This window comes from Phaeobacter sp. JH20_29, from assembly GCF_048056175.1.
Taxonomy (GTDB): Bacteria; Pseudomonadota; Alphaproteobacteria; order Rhodobacterales; family Rhodobacteraceae; genus Phaeobacter; species Phaeobacter bryozoorum.
Genome location: NZ_JAYMWO010000001.1, coordinates 104,442 through 123,453, shown reverse-complemented (window position 1 = coordinate 123,453; position 19,012 = coordinate 104,442). Strand labels below are relative to the sequence as shown.

The window sequence follows — 19,012 nt, the reverse complement described above, 5'->3', positions numbered from 1 at the left end:
GGGAAAAGCTCACGCCATGGAGAGTTCGATGAACACGCATACCCCCCTGTCGTCCGTGCTGACCGAGGTAAACACGGCAAACGGCCTGCCAAATGAACACTATGTTGACCCCCGCGTCTTCGATGAGGAAAAGCGCGCGGTTCTTTTTGCCAATTGGTCAGGAATTGGGTTTGGCAAGGATATTCCGGAACCAGGCGATGCCAAACCGGTCGACTTTCTTGGTATGCCGCTGCTGCTGGTGCGCGACCGAAACGGTGACATCGGCGTGTTTCAAAACACCTGCCGCCACCGGGGTATGATCCTGGTGGACAAGCCACAGAAAATCCGCGGGGCCATACGTTGCCCCTATCACAGCTGGTGCTACGGGCTCGACGGGGCATTGCGTGCGACCCCGCATATCGGTGGTCCCGGGCAGAGTACCCATGACGATGTCGACATCAGCAAGCTTGGCCTGATCCGCGTCCGGGCGCATATCTGGCGAGATGTGATTTTTGTGAATGTCGATGGAGAGGCGCCCGAGTTCGCCGAAGCCCATGCCGCATTGCTGGACCGCTGGCGCGAATTTGAGACACCGATTTACCACGGTGGCGAAGGGTCATCGCTGAAGCTGGAGGTGGCAACCAACTGGAAGCTGGCGGTCGAAAACTACTGCGAGAGCTATCATCTGCCGTGGGTTCACCCCGGGCTTAACAGCTATTCGCGGTTGGAAGACCACTACAACATTGAAGAGCGGGGAAAATACTCGGGTCAGGGCACGCTGGTCTATCGCCAACTGACCGACGAAGCCGGTGCGAAACTGCCGGATTTCGACGGGCTGAGTGATCAATGGGATGAGGGTGCGGAATATGTCGCGGTCTATCCCAACGTTCTGTTGGGGGTGCAGCGTGACCATAGTTTCGCGATTGTTCTGGAGCCGAAGGACTGCGGGCATACGGTCGAGCATATCGAGCTTTACTATGCCAGAAGCGAGCGGGACACGCCGGAACTTGATGGTTTGCGTGCCTCTAATGCGCAGCTGTGGAAGACCGTCTTCGAGGAAGATATCTTTGTGGTGGAGGGCATGCAGAAGGGGCGTCACGGCGTGTTGTTCGATGGCGGCCGGTTCTCTCCGGTGATGGATGGGCCAACTCATAACTTCCATCACTGGGTGGCGACCGAGGTTCAGAAAGGTCGTGCAAAATGAGCGAGTTCCTGAGCCACCATGGAACGCGATGAGCTTGATTGCGCCCTGTTGCAGGCGCATGCCGCAGATGATGGCGCGGCTCTCGTGCGGCTCTATTCACTCGCCGCCGATTATGCAGAGGCGGCCGACGATATCGACAGGGCCTGTTTTTACCTCACGCATGCCTTTGTCTTTGCTCTGGAACTCGGCGCGCCCGAAGCCGATCCGCTGAATGCGCGGCTTGCGGCACGGGGGCGCGTGCAGCGCCTCAGCTTCTGACATGTCACAGACGGGTATTTGTGCTGAAAAACCGGCTGGCATGGTGACCTGTGCGACCGGCCACAGGCACCAAGAGGTTCAACCGATAGCGGAGGCAGTGTGGATCGCTGCTCCGTTAAGATAGGCTCTTGAAGGGAGCAAAGATGCGTAGAGAAGCACAGGCAGTTGTCATCGGTGGAGGGGTTATTGGGTGTTCAATCCTCTACCACTTGACCAAACTGGGATGGTCAGATGTGGTGCTGCTGGAGCGGAACGAGTTGACGTCCGGGTCCACTTGGCACGCGGCGGCAAATATCCACGGGTTGCATGACAGCACCAATATCAGCCGTATCCAGCACTATACGATGTCTCTCTACAAGGAACTGGAAGCTGAGACCGGACAGAGCTGCGGCGTGTTTCAGCCTGGGTCCCTCTATTTGGCGCAGACAGTGGAACGTGAACACCAGCTGAGGTTGCAGGCCGCAAAGGCCAAGCTCTATGGGATGAATTTCTACGAGATCAGCATCGAGGAGGCCAGGCGCCTGAACCCGCTGGTCAATTACGATGGCATCCGCTGTGTTATGTATGAACCCGATGGTGGCAATGTGGATCCCTCTGGCGTGACGAATGCCTATGCCGTCGGGGCGCGCCAGCGGGGCGCCGAAATCCATCGTTTCACCCCTGTGACGGCGACCGAGCAGCAAGACGATGGCAGCTGGATTGTTAAGACGCCCAAAGGAGATATCCGCACGCCTTGGGTGGTGAATGCGGCAGGGCTCTGGGGCCGCGAGGTCGCGGCGCTGGCGGGGATCGAGCTGCCGTTGCAGCCAACTGAGCATCAGTATTTCGTTACCGAGACCATGGCTGCCGTGGCCGCGCATGGGACCCGCCTGCCATCCGTCAGTGACCGGGACGGTGAGTATTATCTGCGGCAAGAAGGGCAGGGGCTGCTGGTTGGCGCCTATGAAAAGGATATGAAGTTCTGGGCCGAGGAGGGCACGCCGCTCGACTTTGCACATGATCTCTTTCCAGATGATCTGGAGCGGATCGAAGAGAACATGATGAACGCCATCGAACGCCTGCCTGCGGTTGGTGACGCTGGCATCAAGCGTGTCATCAATGGTCCGATGATCTGGTCGCCGGACGCCAATGTCCTGATGGGGCCGGTGCCCGAAATTGATGGATATTTCTGCTGCAATGGCATTATTCCGGGTTTCTCGCAGTCCGGCGGTATGGGGCTGATGGCGGCGCAATGGATCATTGAGGGTGAGACCCAATATGATATGTTCGCCTGGGACATGGCGCGATTTGGCAGTTGGGCGACCAAAGATTTCACCAAGGCGCGGGTGCGGGATCAATATGCCCATCGCTTTGCCATCCATTTTCCCAATGAAGAACGCAGCGCTGGTCGCCCGGCACGCACGCGGCCGATATATGAGCAACAGGCGGAAATGGGCGCGGTCTTTGGCCTCAACGCCGGTTGGGAACATCCCCTCTGGTTTGCAGAAGCGCCCGGCGCCAAGGATACCAATGGGTTCACCCGCCAGAACTGGTGGGGACCCGTTGGCGATGAGTGCAGAATGCTGCGGTCCCGTGCGGGCATTATCGACATATCCAACTTTGCCAAATACCGGTGTGCGGGGCCCGGGGCCGAAGAATGGCTGAACGCGGTCTTTGCCAATGCGATGCCAAATGCGGTGGGACGGTCCTGCCTCACGCCGCTGATTTCGAAACGCGGTGGGATTGCCGGGGATTTCACGGTGACCCGTGTTTCTGAGGATGAGTTCTGGATCATCGGATCCGGCATGGCCGAGCGCTATCACAAGCGATTCTTCAAGGAGGTTCCGCTGCCAGAAGGCACTATGTTCGTGTCGCTGACAGACGAGATCTGCGGTTTCAATGTCGCGGGGCCGAAATCACGTGAGATGCTGCAACGCCTGACAAATACCTCCCTCTCGACCGATGAGTTTCCGTTCATGCGTTCGGCCTGGATTGATCTTGCCGGGATTCAGGTGCTTGCACTGCGGGTTTCTTTCACCGGCGATCTGGGATGGGAGCTGCATTGCAGGCGCGAAGATCAGCCGCGTCTCTACTCGGCGCTCCTGGCTGCTGGTGAGGAGTTCGGCGCAGGTCCTGTCGGGAGTCGGGCGTTGATGTCCTTGCGGATCGAAAAAGGTTACGGCTCTTGGAGCCGGGAATATAGCCCGGAATACTGGCCGCAGGAGGTCGGGCTGGACCGGCTTTGCAAGTTGCAAAAAGACTTCCTGAACAAAGCTGCCGCAGAAAAGGTCCTCGAGAACCCGGCACGTGAACGGATGGTTCTGCTGCATCTGGATGAGGCCGGAACGGCAGCTTCCAATGCTGATGCGACCGGCGGAGAGCCTATTTTCAAGGATGGTAAGGGGATCGGCCGCGTAACCTCGGGCACCTATGGATATAGCGTGGGCATGTCGCTGGCGCTTGGCTTTGTTCGAGAGGCAATGCCCGGTGATGCGGTGGAGGTCATGGTCCTGGGGCGTCCACACCGGGCGGTCATTCTGGAGCGACCGCCGTTCGACGCAGATGGTGCCATTCTGCGGGGCTAGCGTTCAGGAGAACGAATAAAGGAGGCCATATGGCCTCCTTTATCGTGGTGTCTTGTGTTCCTCGCGACGGATCAGAGAAGGTCGCGGACCTTCTCCAGCAGTGCGGCGTTCACGGCGACGCCTTCAGACGCGGCGCGTGTGCGGCAGCCACGACGACCATCGCCCGGCAGCCGTGCGCCATCCTGATCATGGATTGATGCGATCAGGTCGGTCAGCCGGTCGTGGAATGCGCCGCCCGAGGTCGCTGCCGGATCGATCGCAATGAAGAACTGGCCGGTTTTTGGTGGCCCACCCGCGGTGCCAGAGAAGGGGCTGGCGACGGAGCCGAGGGTCGCGCCGGTCATGGCAGCCGCCATCAGTTCAACAGTCAAGGCGATGCCGACGCCCTTGTATCCGCCGGAAGGAACCATTGACCCCTTGAGCCCGGCCTCGGGATTGGTGGTTGGTTGCCCGTCAGCATTCAGCACCCAGCCTTCGGGAACCGCTTTGCCCTCCCGGGCGTGTTTCATCACTTCGCTCTTGGCGATTGTGCTGGCGGACTGGTCGATCAGCAGCGCGGCATTCCCGTCTGCGTCCGGGGCCGCGATCGAGAAGGGGTTGGTGCCGACAACCGGCTTCGCACCGCCGGAGGGCGCGATCGAGGCGGGCGCATTGGTGAAACCGATGCCAAGCAATCCTGCCTGCGCCAGCCGTTGCGTGTGAACTCCGAGGACACCGCAGTTGTAGGAGTTGTTCACCGCCAGAACCGCAACCCCCATCTCGCGGGCCAGCGGGATCAGTTTTTCAAAGCCGAGATCAATGGCGCTATGGGCAAAACCGGTCGCTGCGTCCACGGTGACAACCGCCGGGCGGGGCTGATCCACAACCGGCTTTGCCTGACCATCCACCTTTCCACATTCGACATGCTGGGCATAGATCGGGATATAGGCCAGCCCGTGCGAGGCGACGCCATCGGCTTCGGTCATGGCGGTTGCAACAGCAAGGGGGCGGGCGTTGGCTTCGGAGGTGCCGACCTTGACCAACACGCGGAAGGCCAGGTCTTCGATTTCGGCAAGGGTCAGGGTTTCGGTTGCGGTCATATCGGGCTTTCTGTTTTTCAGTCTTCGGGTCAATGCCGGGCTGACCGGCAGTCGATGGGTGGATCAGTCGTTGTCGCTGAGGCCGGCCCCGGCGCCGCGCAGGCGGCTTTCCTCGGTCGCCGGGGCAAAGGTGCGATGGGCAAACTTGCCCAGCTGGTCCCAGCTTGCGTTGGAGACGCTTGCGCGCATCACCGGTTCTTGCTGGCCGGTCATCTCCGCAGGGGCGGAGAATACCATCCGTTCCGCCAGCCGGCTGTGCAGCGCCTCGCTGGAGCCCTGCACGCAGAGCCGCTTGCCATCGGTGGCCAGGCGCGCGCCCTGCCATTCGGCGGCAACCGGTCGGCCCAGTCGCAAGGCCGCGCCGCCCATGAAGGGCACCGCCAGCAAGGGAAAATTGACGTTTTCCATCGTGATCTTGCCACGCTCCAGCAGGCGCACGGCACAATCGCTGAGTGCTGCACCGGCGATCAAGGGGCTCATCCGGCGGGCAGGGGCGTGCCAGACCTCGGCCCGCAGCGAAACGGGCGATACGTCAATCGAGGGAATGCGATCATTCATCGTCAGCAGATCTGCCAGCATCTCGGTGCCGGGAAACCCAAAAGACGAAAGCCAGCGCGTGCCCTTGGCGGCCTCTTCTGCCAATCCCCAGGACAGGCCTGCGCCACGGGCGGCGCGCTTGCTCATGGCCTCGATTTCATTCAACGAATGGCTCATGCCAGCCCCTCTTCCAGTTCGGGGAATACCCAGAATTCCGCGTTCTCAACGGTGAGTTCGGTGGGCAGCGGAGCATTGCCATACATGCAAATCCGCACCCAACGATCTGACCGGGGATCAAATTTCGTCGCGCCAAAGAATGCCAGCTTGCAGCGCAGCATATCGATCGGCAGGACCTGATCGGAAATCGTGTTGTCACGGATTTCCGCGTAGGGCGCGCGGCCGACGATCTGAACACGGCGCAGAACATGGCGGTGTTCGGAATGGCGCAACAGGAAATCTGCAACCTGCGCCTCGTCTGGCCAGTGGGCCAGAGCCTGGTACAACATCGCGGCATCTCGACCCGGTGCCAGCGGCTGCTCATATTCTTCGATGGGCTCCTCAAAGCGCTCACCCAGACGGGGTTCGAGCTTTTCCTCCGAAACATACCAGGCGCGTGCCTTGTTCTCTGGGGCCTGCCAGTTTGTGTCGATGGCCCAAGCGTATACGTCCCGCAGGATCTTGCGAAGATCGCCAATGGTCATAGCACCCGCAATGCGAAAGGTTGCGGTGTTATCTGCTGACATATCTTCGGCGAAGCCATCGACAAGCCCGCCGTAGGGCTCCAGCATCAGCGACGCGATCCATTCCTGACCCTCGAGCGAGAGCGTCTCTTCGGCCCAGCGGTAGAGGGCATCCCAGGGCTTCGGACCGGCCAGCGTCTGGATTTCCAGGTAGCTGGTCACCTGATCAGCGTCGGCGCGCAGCGCGCTCAGTTTCTGGATCTGAATCGGATGCTGTGACTGCCAATCTGCAATTGTCAGCTTGCTGCGTGCCACCAGAGAGCGGAACACAGCGATATCGTCGGGATGCGCTTCCTCGATATTGCGCACCGCCTGGATCGCCTTTTCGCGCGCCGCGACCCAGTTGTTGAATAGCACCGGGTGGTTGAGCAGAAACGGCGCCATTCCAAGGCCGGTGGAATTGCCGATCCCCATGGACCGGGCCAGATCCGGAGCCAGTTTTGCGGCGGTGGTGCCCTCAGCCTTGGCGCGACAATCGGCCATATGCTGGACCAGATCGGTGACAAACCAGCGGGTCAGGTAGACCGATAGCATCTCAACCTGGAACGGCGCACGGAATTCGGGGCGTTCCGCGATCATCTCGCGGTCAGCCGCACCCAGTTTGCCGGACCCGTAGACCGCCGTTGTCCGCATCAGATAGCCGACGGCGTCGATCTGCTCTGCGGAGGGCTGCTGGCCAGAGGCCAATGCGCCGACCACATGTTCCCAGAGGCGCACCGACCGGTTGGCACGGGATACAGAAAGCTCCGACCCGGACACACGTCCGGCTTCTTGCACGGGGATATTCTGTGACAGCCGGGCGATATCCGCGTCAGAAGGAATACCGTCAAATAGTGTGAAAGTGGCGTCCCAGGCCTCTGCAATCACTCGGTCGGAGCGTTTTTCAGGCGGCAGGTCGTGGGCAAAGGCGACCAGGGAATATGCGCGCTCCGGCCCATATGCGGTGTAGACTGCATGGCCCTGACCGCTGTCGTCTATGTCAAATGCGGTCTGTTCAAATCGCCAGCCTTCGCGCGCCAGACGACGGGTCAGCACCCGCATGAATGACAGGCGCGACTGGTGCATAGAGCCAAGGCGTGCCAGACGCATGACGGTGTTCGGTTCACGGCAGAGAATGTCGGTCATTCGGATTGGCCTTTGTAATCAGGTCGTTAGTCGTATCCCGTATGATCTGAACAGGTCGGGCAGTTTGGATGGGTGGGCCGGGCGCCAGCAGCGCCCGGCAGCTATTCAGTTCTCTTTGCCTTTTGCCAATGTGATGCGCAGAGCATCCCAGAGCGATGGCAGAAGAATAAGCGACACCGGAACCGCGGTGACCACGATGAAGCTCTGTAGTTTTGATACGCCACCGGAACCGACGGAGATCAAAATGACCGCCATCACACCCATGGCGATGCCCCAGAAAACACGTACGGCGATGCTTGGGGTGTCGCCGTTGGTCATTGTAGCGGAAATCACGTAGCTCATCGAATCTCCGGTCGTGGCCACAAAGATCGTGGTCAGGATCAAGAACAGGATTGAGATCAAGAAACCCATCGGCAGATTGTTCGTGATTGCCAGTAGTGCCGCAGGCAGGTTGAAGCCTTCGAAAGCTGCGGAGATGGTGCCGGGCTCAGCCAGTTCCATCGCAATGCCCGTGCCCCCGATGATGGTGAACCAGAAGTTGGTCACGATGGGTGCGATGATCGACAGCATGATGATGATGGACCGGATCGACCGTCCGCGTGACACGCGGGCAATGAACATTGCCATCAGTGGCCCGTAGCCCATGAACCAGCCCCAGAAGAACACGGTCCACCATCCCAGCCAGCCGGGAGCGCCGAATATGCCTGCATCACCGCGATAGAGCGCCATCTGGAAGAAGTTGCCCAGATAGGTCGTAAAACCTGAGAAGAACGATCCGAAGATGAAACCGGTAGGCCCGGCAATGAGCACATAGACCAGCAACACGGCGGCCAGGATCACATTGATCTTGGACAGCATCTGGATGCCGCGCGACAGGCCGGTCATCGCCGAGATCGTGTAGAGTGCCACCAATGCGCCGATCACCACGAACTGAGTGGCAAAAACGTCCGGGATGCCGAAGAGATCGGAGAGACCATAGCTCACCTGAAGCCCAAGAAAGCCGATCGGACCGACGGTACCCGCTACCACGGCGATGATCGATGATGCGTCGGCGATCACCCCGATGGGGCCGTTGATAGCCTTGTCCTTGAACACCGGATAGAGCAGCGTCCGGGGGGCCAGCGGCAGGCCCTTTTCATAGTGATAATGCATCAGCATGACCGTGGAAAGCGAACCGAGGATCGCCCATGCCAGAAACCCCCAATGCATGAAGCTTTGTGCGATAGCGGGGGTAACGGCGGCTTCGCTACCGCCTTCGGCCCCGTAGAGGGGAGGCGAGTAGAGGAAATGCGCAATCGGCTCCCCGGCAGCCCAGAACACGCCACCACCAGCAAGCAGAGTACACATGACCATGGATCCCCACTGGAACGTGGTGAATTCAGGCGCGGCCAGCCCGCCGAGAATAGCGCGCCCACCGGGCAGGACGCAGAGCAGCAAACCGATCAGAAAGGTCGCAAGCAGTAGAATTTGCCAGTACAGGCCAAAATAGGTCGCCGAGATGTTGAACCCCCAGTCGACCAGTGCCGACAGCCCGTCAAGATTGACCAGTGCTGCGGCACAGAATAGCGCGATAAAACCGCCTGAAAGCAGAAATAGCGGCTTGTTGATCCGGCTCTCCTGCGGTGTTGTCTCCATAGATGTCTCTGACATCTTTCCCTCCCATTGGTTGGCCCGCGCACTGGTCGGGCCGATATTTCTGTCTATCCCGGTCTTTAATCCCCCGATTTCGGACCGAAATTCTCTTCAAAGAAGCGATACCAGTTGCCTCCCATGACAGCTGATACCTCGTCGTTGTTCATGCCGACCTTGCGCAGCCCGTCTTCGATATTTCCGAAGTCGCGGTTGTCTTCGAACCAGCTGGGCATTGGCGGGAAACCCGGCGCGGATTTGGAGCCTTCGCCGTAGTCGATCTCCTTGGTCCAGCGACCCACACGCATCCATTCGACGACGCTGTCCGGCTGGTCCTGGCAAAGGTCAGTGCCGATCCCGAGATGTTCAACGCCGAATTTCTCGGCGGTTCGGGCAATCATCTCGCAGAAGCTTTGCAGCGTGCAGTTGGACTTGTCCTTCAGGTGATGCGGATAGACGGAGAATCCCAGCATCCCGCCGTGGCCGGTCACTGCGCGGATGACGTCATCCTTCTTATTGCGCAGGGCCGGCGACCATTCATGCGGATTGGCATGGGTGATGGCGATGGGGCGGGTGGAGATCTCTGCCGCCTCGATGGTTGAACGGTCGGCGGAATGGCTCATATCCACGACCAGGCCGACCCGGTTCATCTCCTTGATCACCTGCTTGCCCATGCGTGTGATGCCCATGTCCTCGGCCTCATAACACCCCGTCGCCAGCAGCGACTGGTTGTTGTAGGTGAGCTGCATAAAGCGGGCGCCGAGCGTGTGCAGGATCTCCACCAGGCCGATGTCGTCCTCTATCGGCGATGGGTTCTGGAAACCGAAGAACACTGCAGTGCGGCCGGTTTCGCGGGCCTTGTCGATATCAGAGGCCCACTGCCCCTTCATGATCAGGTCGGGGAACTGTTCGAACCAGCGGTTCCATTTTTCGAAGTTCAGGACCGTCTCGCGGAAGTTCTCATGATAGGCAATGGTGACATGGATTGCGTCCACGTTGCCCTCGCGCAGCTGGCGGAAGATTTTTTCCGACCAATTGGCATATTGCAGGCAGTCGATACGATATCCGGTCATTCAAGCACCTCGGTTTTCAAAGTCCACTACCCGGCCTGTAATGCCAGGCAGGATGCGCCCGCCTCGGGGGAAACAAGGAGGGCGGGCGCGTCCGCAAACTGGCAGGCCGACGATGCGGCACTGCCAAGAATTCAGTCTCAGACCGGCTTGCCGGCGCTGATGTAGGCGGTTTTGACGGTGGTATAGAACTCCGCCGCTGCCTTACCCTGCTCGCGCGGGCCATAGGAACTGTCGCCGCGGCCACCGAAGGGCACGTGGTAGTCGGTGCCTGCGGTTGGCAGGTTGACAGTGACCACACCGGTGCGCGCGTTGCGGCGGAAATGGGTGGCGCGGGCCAGCGACTGGGTGACAATGCCCGAGGTCAGGCCGAAGTTGGTGTCATTCACCACCGACAGCGCCTCGTCATAGCTGCCGACCTTGATAACGCTGGTCAGCGGCGCGAACATTTCCTCGCGGTTGATGCGCATGTCGTTGGTGGTGTTGAGGAAAACGCCAGGGGACATGTAGAAACCCTCGTGCGGCATCTGCAGACGCTGGCCGCCGCAGGCGAGTTCGGCACCTTCGGATTTGCCCAGATCGACATAGGCCAGGTTCTCGTTCAGCTGCTGCTCGCTGACCACCGGCCCCATCTGCACGCCCGCTTCCAGCGCGTGGCCCACTTTCATGGCCTGTGCCCCAGCGACAAGCTTGTCGACAAAGGCATCATGAATGGCCGCGTGGACCACGAGCCGGGAGGAGGCGGTGCATTTCTGTCCGGTGCCGCCAAAGGCGCCGCCGAGGGCCAGCGTGACGGCCAGATCCAGATCTGCGTCGTCCATCACCGCCAGCGCGTTCTTGGAGCCCATCTCCATCTGCACCTTGGTCAGGTTCTGGATGGCGGCGGCAGCAATCCCTTTGCCCACCGGCACCGAGCCGGTGAAGGAGATCGCGTTCACTTTGGGGCTTTCGACCAGACGCTGGCCGATGGAACGGCCGGAGCCCATGACCAGCGAGAACAGGCCCTTGGGGATATCCTGCCGGTTGATGATCTCGGCCAGCGCGACGGCTGATGCCGGGGTGATGTTGGCCGGTTTCCACACCACGGCGTTGCCATAGCAAAGCGCCGGCGCGATCTTCCAGGAGGCGGTAGCGGTCGGGAAGTTCCAAGGGCTGATGATCGCCACCGTACCGACCGCTTCCCGGCGCACATCCACCTCGATGTCGGGACGCACGGAGTCGGCGTTTTCTCCGATCTGGCGCAGGCATTCGGCGGCGTAATAGGTGAAGAACTGGCCGGCGCGGTAAACTTCGCCTTTACCCTCGGCCAGCGGCTTGCCTTCTTCACGGCTCAGGAGCGTGCCGAGTTCTTCGGCACGGGCCATCATCTCGTTGCCTATTGCGTTCAGCACGGCCTGCTTACGCTCAAGCCCATAGGCCGCCCATTCACGCTGGGCGACTTGCGCCTGGTCCAATGTCGCATCCAGTTGATCGGCGCTGGCCTGCGCGAAGATACCAACGAGGTCGCTCAGATCCGATGGGTTGCGGTTCTCGACTTCGCTCTCACCAGCCAGCCATTCACCGGCAATCAGGTTCTTTTGGATATCAGTCATGGTCGGAGGCCTCACACAGAATTCAGTTTCCATGGGTATGGACATGCGCGGCCACTTCAATCAAACTCAAATTACTGAACATCATTTCAGAAACTCTGAAGTTAGTGCTCATGGCTTTGAAAATTGAATTGCTCCGCGGTTTTGCTGCAGTCGCTCGAAGTGGAAACCTGAGTGATGCTGCCGGTATTCTTGGGCGCACGCCCTCTGCCGTATCGATGATGCTCAAGCAGCTGGAAACCCATCTTGGCGAACCGCTGTTTGAAACCGACCGTAAGAACAGGCTGACCGCCCTTGGGGCCTTTGTGCTGGAACAAGCAGAGCGCGAGTTGCAGCAATACGATACGATGGTCAAAGCCATAGAAGGCTATGCCAAGGCCACCCACGGACATGTCCGCATAGCCACGGTTCCATCGGTCGCCGGCACCGTCATGCCCTTGGTCTTTTCCAGGTACATCAACGATTTCAAGAATGTAGATATTGAGTTGCGAGATATGGACTCGATCTCGGTTCTGCATGAGCTGTCCCGTGAACGCATCGACATCGGCATTGCAACACTGGGCCAGAACAGCTCTGGATTGCACAGCCAGCATCTGCTGTCGGATGCGTTCGGAGTGATCTGCGCACCCAGTCACCCGCTGGCGCAGGAGCAGGGGAAAATCGAATGGGAGATGCTGCGGAACGAAAGGCTGATCGCCAATAGCCTGTCGGCCAGCATCAAGGCGGAGCAATCCAGAGAGCTGCACGACAGGGCGCTGTTGAAGGCACAGAACCTGACCTCCATCATGGCTATGGTGCAGGCTGAAATCGGGGTAACTATTTTGCCGGAGATGGCCGCGCGAGCCGCGAATGCGACGGGGCTGGCGTTCCGACCATTGGCTGATTCGCTTGCGACTCGCCAGATCCACCTGCTTCGGAAAACCGATACGGCGCTGTCTCCTGCGGCCCGTTTGCTGGAAAAACACATCCTGAGCTGTGCTGCCGAATTGACCAAAGGAGGCCTGTCGTGACCCTAACCAAGACGCCGCTTACGCTTGGCATTATGATCTTTCCCGGTTTCCCTATGGCTTGCCTGACGTCTTGCATCGAGCCGCTGAGGGCCGCCAATGAAATCGCCGGGAAGGAGGCGTTTCGCTGGACTGTTGTTGCCGAAACAACGGAGCCGGTCGCGTCCTCGGCAGGGGTGACGTTCAGCCCGGATCGTGTGCTGGCCGATCTTACGGATCACGATTATCTGTTCTTTGCGGCGGGTCCTAATGCGCGCTTTGATCAATCGGCGCGTGCCAATGCCGCGCTCCAGCGGCTTACCCGGAACAAGACCCGACTTGGCGCCTTCAGCGGGGGGGTGTTTCCGCTGGCACGCACCGGTTTGGTCGGGAGCGACCCGCTCTCGGTTCACTGGTGCTATGAGGCTGCTTTTGAAGCGGAATTTCCTGAGATCGAGAGGCTGAGCACAGTGATCTGCGATGAGGGGGCTTTCACCACGATTTCCGGGGCGACGGCGGTTTTCGACTATATGTTGACCTTGATAGAAGACCATCTGGGCGGCGATATCATGGCCGAAGTTGCCTGCTGGTTTCAGCATCCATATGTGCGCAGCGCCACGACGTCGCAAAAGACACCCGCGTTTTCAACAGCCAAGAGCAAGGATCTGCTGCCCAAGAAGGTGACGCAGGCCATTGAACATTTTGCCGAGCATATCGAAGACCCTATTCAAATCAGCGATGTAGCGAATGCCATTGGTGTATCGGCGCGATCCCTCGAACGCAGTTTCAAGGAGGCGACGGGTCAGAGCCCGCTGAAATACTATCGGATGATGCGGATGAATCAGGCGCGTCAACTGGTGCTGTATTCCAGCACCTCGGTCACCGAAATCGCCTATATGGTAGGTTACAGCACGCCGGGCGCGTTCCTGCGGATCTACCGCGAGAGCTTTGGCGTCACGCCGATCAATGATCGTCGGGCGAAAAACTCCCTCCGCGTAAAAAGCGGCGACGCCCTGCCTGCGGGATAGGTCACCGCAGACAGGCGGGTTTTACGCGATGGAATGAGCTGCGCTTATAAGCGCGTGGTGAAGGGAGGCCGCGGAGGAGCGCGGTCCCAATACTGCCATGTGATCCTCTGCCCGGCGCCACAGGAATACGCCGAGATGTTCCAACGTGCCCCGAATAACGCGCCCTGTTGTCATATTGCGCACAGGTGCATTGCTGAGCCGTTCGAACAGATCGCAGAGTGTCGGACCGGCGACATCGAAACGGCACCAGCCATCGGTCTGTTCGACCACCGAGGCAGCCGCACCCACCACTTGTTTCAGATCACGCGCCAGCAATTCATGGCGGTCATGCGGGGCCGAGATCATCCATTGAGCGGGTCCGGTCCAAAAAACGGAGATACCCCCCGAGTCTGAAGATGTGCCGACATCTGGAAGCGTCATGCCATGCGCCGAACCAAGAGCCGCCCGCAGTGCCGTTTCCTGATCTTTGCGCGCTGTAACCGAGGCCAGGGCCTGGTCTGTCACCTCTGAGATGGTCAGGTCGCCGACCCGGTCAATCCGGGCCGTATCGCTGCCAAGTGGGCTGATTGGACTGAGCTTATGCACGGAGCTTCTCCCCTTCCGGGTCAACAAAATGTGGGCTGACAATCTCAACCAGGACTGTTTGGTTTTCCAACAGGTTCACAAGGCGCAGCTGTTCTCCTGTGCGGTCCGACCCACCTTTGACAAAAGCCAGGCCAATCGCGCTTTTCAGGATGGGTGAATAGGCCGCGGAGGTGACATATCCCTGATCATGTGCCGCATCCACGGGGCCGTCGGCTGCCATCAGATGCCCCCCGGCGGGCAGGCTGTCGCTGCTGTTGACGGGGCGAAGCCCTACCAGATGCAGCGCCGCTTCGGTATTCATCCCCTCGCGCCGGCTGAGGACATTGCCAATGAAGTCCTTGCTGGTTGAGACCATGCGCCCGAGTCCGAGGTTTAGTGCGGATGTTGTCCCGTTCAGCTCATTGCCGGCGGCGTGTCCTTTTTCGATCCGCATGACACCCAGAGCTTCTGTGCCATAGGGGGTTACGTCGAATTCCTCACCGGCGGCCATCATTTCCCGTAGCAGCGCGTCGCCATAGCGTGTCGGCACCGCGATTTCATAGGCCAGCTCACCGGAGAAAGAGATCCGGAACAGTCGGGCGCGGCATCCGCCGCAGACAGTGATTTCGCCGCAGCCCATGAAGGGAAACGCTTCGTTTGAGATGTCAAATTCTGGGTCGACAATTTTCTGTAGCAATCTCCGCGCATTTGGCCCGGCGACGGCATATTGTGCCCAGGCCTCGGTTGTCGAAATCAGTTGAACATCCAGATCCGGACACAGGCACTGACGCACGAATTCCATATTGCGATAGACCAGAACCGCATTGGCCGTGGTTGTGGTGACGACAAAATGATCCTCTGCAAGACGGGCTGCAGTACCGTCATCATAGGCGATACCATCCTCACGCAGCATGAGCCCATAGCGCACCTTGCCAACCGGTAATTTGGCAAACCCGTTTGCATAAATCATGTTGAGGAAGGTCGCGGCATCCGTGCCCTGAACGTCGATCTTCCCCAAAGTGGTTACGTCGCAAATGCCCACCGAATTACGCGTTTGCAGCACTTCGCGGTCGACGGATTGGCGCCAATGGGTTTCACCGTCACGCGGGAACCACTGCGCGCGCAGCCAGTTGCCGACCTCAACGAACACCGCGCCTTGTTCCTCGGCCCATTTGTGACTGGGTGTCAGGCGGGTTGGGTGGAAATCCTTACCCACCGCTCGCCCCGCCAGAGCGCCCATCGCCACCGGCGTATAGGGCGGACGAAAGATGGTCGTGCCGGTTTCCGGGATTGACTTGCCGGTGAGCTCGGCCATCACTGCCAACGCGCCAAGGTTCGAGGTTTTGCCCTGGTCGGTGGCCATGCCGAGTGTGGTGTAGCGTTTCAGATGTTCCACCGAGGTGAAGTTTTCCTGATGCGCCAGCTTCACGTCCTTTACCGTCACATCATTCTGGAAATCTAGCCAAGCGCGCTTTGCGCCTTTGACCTGCCAGAACGGGGTCAGCGAGACGGGTGCGTCTTCAGCACGGGGCAGATCGGCTGCACCGGCCGAGATGCCGAGATCGGCAAGCGCCTCGATCGTTTTCTGGGCTCCCCCCGCAAGGGCCTGTGCGGTGGTCATATCTCCCATAGCAGCCCCGGCGACCAGCTGACCGGTTGGCAGCCCTGCGGCCGGAACAAAAGACTGGATGGCCTCGTTCCAGACGGGGCGACCACGCTGGTGGCACGTCAGGCCCAGATTGGGATTCCAACCCCCGGACATGGCCAGCGCGTCGCAGGCGATTGTTCGGGTTTGCCCATTTGCCAGGCGCAGGGTGACAGACGTCAGGCCAAGCCGCCCCTTGGTGTCGGTAATCTCGGCACCTGCCAGAACCTCGGTTCCCGACAGGGCTGGCGCATCCGGTCTCACGTCAATGATCGCGGGGACCTCGACACCCTTTGCCATTAGGTCACGAGCGGTTTGATGTGCATCGTCATTGTTGGCGAACACCACGACCGAATGGCCGGGGGTCGCCGCCCAGCGATTGGCATAGGCACGCACCGCGCCCGCCAGCATAATGCCGGGTCGATCATTATTTTCAAAGGCGATCGGTCGCTCAATGGCTCCCGTGGCGATCAGCGCGCGTTTGGAATAGATCCGCCAAAGGGTCTGACGCGGTTTGCCAGCTGCGGGTTTTGGCAGATGGTCGGCATTGCGCTCAACCGCACCATAGATACCGTGATCATAGGCGCCAAAGACTGTGGTGCGAGGCATCACCCGCACATTCGGGAGCGTCGCAAGCTCTGCCTGTGTCTGGGCCACCCAGTCCGGGCCTGACATATCGGACAAAGCCTGAGTTTCACTTAGCAGACGACCGCCTAGGTGACTATCTTCATCCGCGAGAATGACCTGAGCGCCAGCGCGCCCTGCGGTCAATGCTGCGGCCAGGCCGGCTGGTCCGGCGCCTATGATCAACAGATCACAGTGCAGATATCCCTTGTCGTAGGCGTCGGGATCCGCCTCACCGGTCAGGCTGCCAAGGCCCGCTGCCTTGCGGATGATCGGTTCATAGAGCTTTTCCCAGAATGCTTTGGGCCACATGAAGGTCTTGTAGTAGAACCCTGCGGTCAGGAAGTTCGAGAACCGGTCATTGATCGCCATCACGTCATGTTCGAGCGATGGCCAGCGGTTCTGCGATTGGGCCTCCAATCCTGCGTAGAGTTCGATAACCGTGGCGCGCGTATTCGGTTCCTGACGACCACCGGACCGCAGTTCAACGAGGGCGTTCGGCTCCTCGCTGCCCGCGGTCAGCACGCCCCGCGGGCGGTGGTACTTGAAGGAGCGGCCCATCAGGCGCACGCCATTGGCAAGCAGTGCTGACGCCAGCGTATCTCCCTGATGGCCTTGGTAGTTCTTGCCGTCGAATTGGAACGACAAGCCTGTGTCGTGGTCGATCAGTCCGCCGGACAGACGGTTTTTCAGTGGGGGGTGCGAACTCATTGCAGCGCCTCCTGCGGCGTGTTTGCGGCTCTGTTCGCAAGGGCAACATCCCGCGCCAGTTCAACCTTCAGTATCTCATGCGTGACCGTATTGCGGGTGACGACCAGCCAGGAACGATCGCCCTGTTCATGAAACCACAATTCGCGATGCTCCCCAGCCGGGTTCTGACGCAGATAGAGGTAATCGTGGAATTGCTGCAGCGCGGTCTCCGAAAGCCAATAGGGGCGGTTCATAAGGCCAGCATCGCCCAGATAGGTGAATTCCTGCGCGTCGCGTGGGCCGAGTAGCGGATGGTTGATGATCATCTGGACAAGTCCTCAATGCAGGTTCGGTTGGGCGCCCTGGCCCTTTTCGTCGATCATGCGGCCAGTCATGAAGCGATCCAGCCGGTAGGCGGTTGCCGTCTCATGCGGGCGGTCTGTTTTCAGCAGATGGGCAAAGCAGTAGCCCGCAGCTGGCGTGGCCTTGAAGCCGCCGTAGCACCAGCCCCCGTTGAAATAGAGCCCGTCGATATGGGTCTTGTCGATGAAGGGAGAGCCGTCCATCGACATATCCATGATGCCGCCCCAGCTGCGCAGGAGACGCGCGCGACCAAGAGCCGGGATCAGGGACATGCCGCTTTCCACCACATCCTCGACCACTGGCAAATTCCCACGTTGTGCGTAGGAGTTATACATGTCGATATCGCCGCCAAAGACGAGCCCGCCCTTGTCTGACTGGCTGCAATAAAAATGCCCGGCGCCATAGGTGATCACCCCAGGAATGAAGGGCTTCAGCCCCTCGGAGACGAAGGCCTGCAGAACATGGCTCTCGATGGGCAGGCGCATCCCGGCGAGGGCCATGACCCGGCTGGAATTGCCAGCAACCGACACGCCCACCTTTCCCGCGCCAATGTAGCCGCGAGAGGTTTCGACACCGCGCACCTTGCCTCCGTCGATACGCAGGCCCGTGACCTCGCAATTCTGAATGATATCGACGCCGCGCTGATCCGCGCCCCGGGCATAGCCCCAGGCCACCGCATCGTGGCGCACCGTACCGCCGCGCCGGTGCAGCAACCCGCCCTTGATCGGGAAGCGGGCATCGTCGAAGTTCAGGAAGGGATACATGGCGCGTACACCGGCGGTATCCAGCAGTTCCGCGTCCGAGCCGTTCAGGATCATCGCATTGCCGCGGCGCCGGGCTGCGTCGCGCTGCGCATCGCTGTGGATCAGGTTCAGGATCCCACGCTGGCTGACCATCGCATTGTAGTTCAGATCCTGCTCCAGGTTTTCCCAAAGCTTGAGCGAGAACTCGTAAAAAGGCTCATTGCCATCCAGCAGGTAGTTGGATCGGATGATGGTTGTATTGCGTCCGACGTTGCCGCCACCAATCCAGCCCTTTTCCAGCACCGCGATCCGCGCGCCGCCGAACTCCTTGGCGAGGTAATAGGCAGTGGCCAGACCATGGCCGCCGCCCCCGATGATGACGTAATCGTAGGCGGGCTTTGGCGCTGCATCGCGCCATTGCGGGCGCCAGCCTTTGTGCCCGCTCAGAGCTTCCTTGATCAGTCCAAACGCAGAGTATCGCATGGGGGCTCCTGTTTCTTGCCGCACCAGTTGCCGCGAATTCGAGGGATCTTGCCGATGCGCTTTCGGACAAGATTCAGGTCAGAATCGACATTCGGGGCCTGGGCCCCTCGCC

Annotated in this window: 15 protein-coding genes; 5 read left to right on the top strand and 10 right to left on the bottom strand. The window is 59.9% G+C overall.

Features of this window, described 5'->3' with window-relative positions:
• Positions 1 to 28 precede the first annotated feature (28 nt).
• The 3 genes from VWZ85_RS00590 to VWZ85_RS00580 all read left to right on the top strand — a co-directional run bounded on the left by VWZ85_RS00590 (position 29) and on the right by VWZ85_RS00580 (position 4,005).
• Positions 29 to 1,183: an aromatic ring-hydroxylating oxygenase subunit alpha gene (locus VWZ85_RS00590; RefSeq protein WP_416535488.1), complete on the top strand. Its 1,155-nt coding sequence runs from the start codon at positions 29 to 31 to the stop codon at positions 1,181 to 1,183.
• Positions 1,184 to 1,201: 18 nt separating this feature from the next.
• Positions 1,202 to 1,441 carry a hypothetical protein gene (locus tag VWZ85_RS00585; protein ID WP_416586408.1) on the top strand — a complete coding sequence of 80 codons (240 nt, stop codon included), beginning with the start codon at positions 1,202 to 1,204 and terminating at the stop codon, positions 1,439 to 1,441.
• Between the two features lie 143 nt (positions 1,442 to 1,584).
• On the top strand, positions 1,585 to 4,005 hold the full coding sequence (locus tag VWZ85_RS00580; RefSeq protein ID WP_416586404.1) for a GcvT family protein: 2,421 nt from the start codon (positions 1,585 to 1,587) through the stop codon (positions 4,003 to 4,005).
• A gap of 71 nt (positions 4,006 to 4,076) precedes the next feature.
• Here VWZ85_RS00580 and VWZ85_RS00575 read toward each other — a convergent pair whose 3' ends face one another.
• The 6 genes from VWZ85_RS00575 to VWZ85_RS00550 form a co-directional block, all read right to left on the bottom strand.
• Positions 4,077 to 5,084: an Ldh family oxidoreductase gene (locus VWZ85_RS00575; RefSeq protein ID WP_416586401.1), complete on the bottom strand. Its 1,008-nt coding sequence runs from the start codon at positions 5,082 to 5,084 to the stop codon at positions 4,077 to 4,079.
• A 63-nt stretch (positions 5,085 to 5,147) separates the two neighbouring features.
• Complete coding sequence (locus tag VWZ85_RS00570; protein WP_416535484.1) at positions 5,148 to 5,798, bottom strand: DUF3726 domain-containing protein; 651 nt, start codon at positions 5,796 to 5,798, stop codon at positions 5,148 to 5,150.
• Complete coding sequence (locus VWZ85_RS00565; protein WP_340547686.1) at positions 5,795 to 7,486, bottom strand: hypothetical protein; 1,692 nt, start codon at positions 7,484 to 7,486, stop codon at positions 5,795 to 5,797. The genes VWZ85_RS00570 and VWZ85_RS00565 overlap by 4 nt, the downstream gene beginning before the upstream one ends.
• Before the next feature lie 105 nt (positions 7,487 to 7,591).
• Positions 7,592 to 9,136, bottom strand: coding sequence for a BCCT family transporter (locus VWZ85_RS00560; protein WP_340547685.1), 1,545 nt, complete (start codon positions 9,134 to 9,136; stop codon positions 7,592 to 7,594).
• Positions 9,137 to 9,198: 62 nt separating this feature from the next.
• Positions 9,199 to 10,188: a membrane dipeptidase gene (locus VWZ85_RS00555; protein ID WP_416548981.1), complete on the bottom strand. Its 990-nt coding sequence runs from the start codon at positions 10,186 to 10,188 to the stop codon at positions 9,199 to 9,201.
• A 137-nt stretch (positions 10,189 to 10,325) separates the two neighbouring features.
• Complete coding sequence (locus VWZ85_RS00550; RefSeq protein WP_416539610.1) at positions 10,326 to 11,777, bottom strand: aldehyde dehydrogenase family protein; 1,452 nt, start codon at positions 11,775 to 11,777, stop codon at positions 10,326 to 10,328.
• A gap of 110 nt (positions 11,778 to 11,887) precedes the next feature.
• On the opposite strand from VWZ85_RS00550, the gene VWZ85_RS00545 reads away from it, so the two are divergent.
• Together VWZ85_RS00545 and VWZ85_RS00540 are read left to right on the top strand one after the other, a co-directional pair.
• Positions 11,888 to 12,784 (top strand): LysR family transcriptional regulator, encoded by an 897-nt coding sequence (locus VWZ85_RS00545; RefSeq protein WP_340547682.1) that lies wholly within the window; start codon positions 11,888 to 11,890, stop codon positions 12,782 to 12,784.
• Positions 12,781 to 13,788, top strand: a complete 1,008-nt coding sequence (locus tag VWZ85_RS00540; protein ID WP_340547681.1) for a GlxA family transcriptional regulator — start codon at positions 12,781 to 12,783, stop codon at positions 13,786 to 13,788. Before VWZ85_RS00545 ends, VWZ85_RS00540 begins: the two co-directional genes overlap by 4 nt.
• Before the next feature lie 21 nt (positions 13,789 to 13,809).
• Here the strand turns inward: VWZ85_RS00540 and VWZ85_RS00535 are convergent, their stop codons facing one another.
• From VWZ85_RS00535 to VWZ85_RS00520, 4 genes are read right to left on the bottom strand one after another with little or no spacing between them, the layout of a single operon-like run.
• On the bottom strand, positions 13,810 to 14,373 hold the full coding sequence (locus VWZ85_RS00535) for a sarcosine oxidase subunit gamma (RefSeq protein WP_416586397.1): 564 nt from the start codon (positions 14,371 to 14,373) through the stop codon (positions 13,810 to 13,812).
• Positions 14,366 to 17,332: a sarcosine oxidase subunit alpha family protein gene (locus VWZ85_RS00530; RefSeq protein WP_416586395.1), complete on the bottom strand. Its 2,967-nt coding sequence runs from the start codon at positions 17,330 to 17,332 to the stop codon at positions 14,366 to 14,368. Before VWZ85_RS00530 ends, VWZ85_RS00535 begins: the two co-directional genes overlap by 8 nt.
• A complete protein-coding gene (locus VWZ85_RS00525) occupies positions 17,329 to 17,637 on the bottom strand; it encodes a sarcosine oxidase subunit delta (RefSeq protein WP_340547678.1) in 309 nt (102 codons plus the stop codon). The genes VWZ85_RS00530 and VWZ85_RS00525 overlap by 4 nt, the downstream gene beginning before the upstream one ends.
• A 12-nt stretch (positions 17,638 to 17,649) precedes the next feature.
• The gene (locus VWZ85_RS00520) at positions 17,650 to 18,900 is read right to left on the bottom strand and encodes a sarcosine oxidase subunit beta family protein (protein ID WP_416535478.1); all 1,251 of its coding nucleotides are present in this window, start codon (positions 18,898 to 18,900) and stop codon (positions 17,650 to 17,652) included.
• Between the last annotated feature and the right edge of the window lie 112 nt (positions 18,901 to 19,012).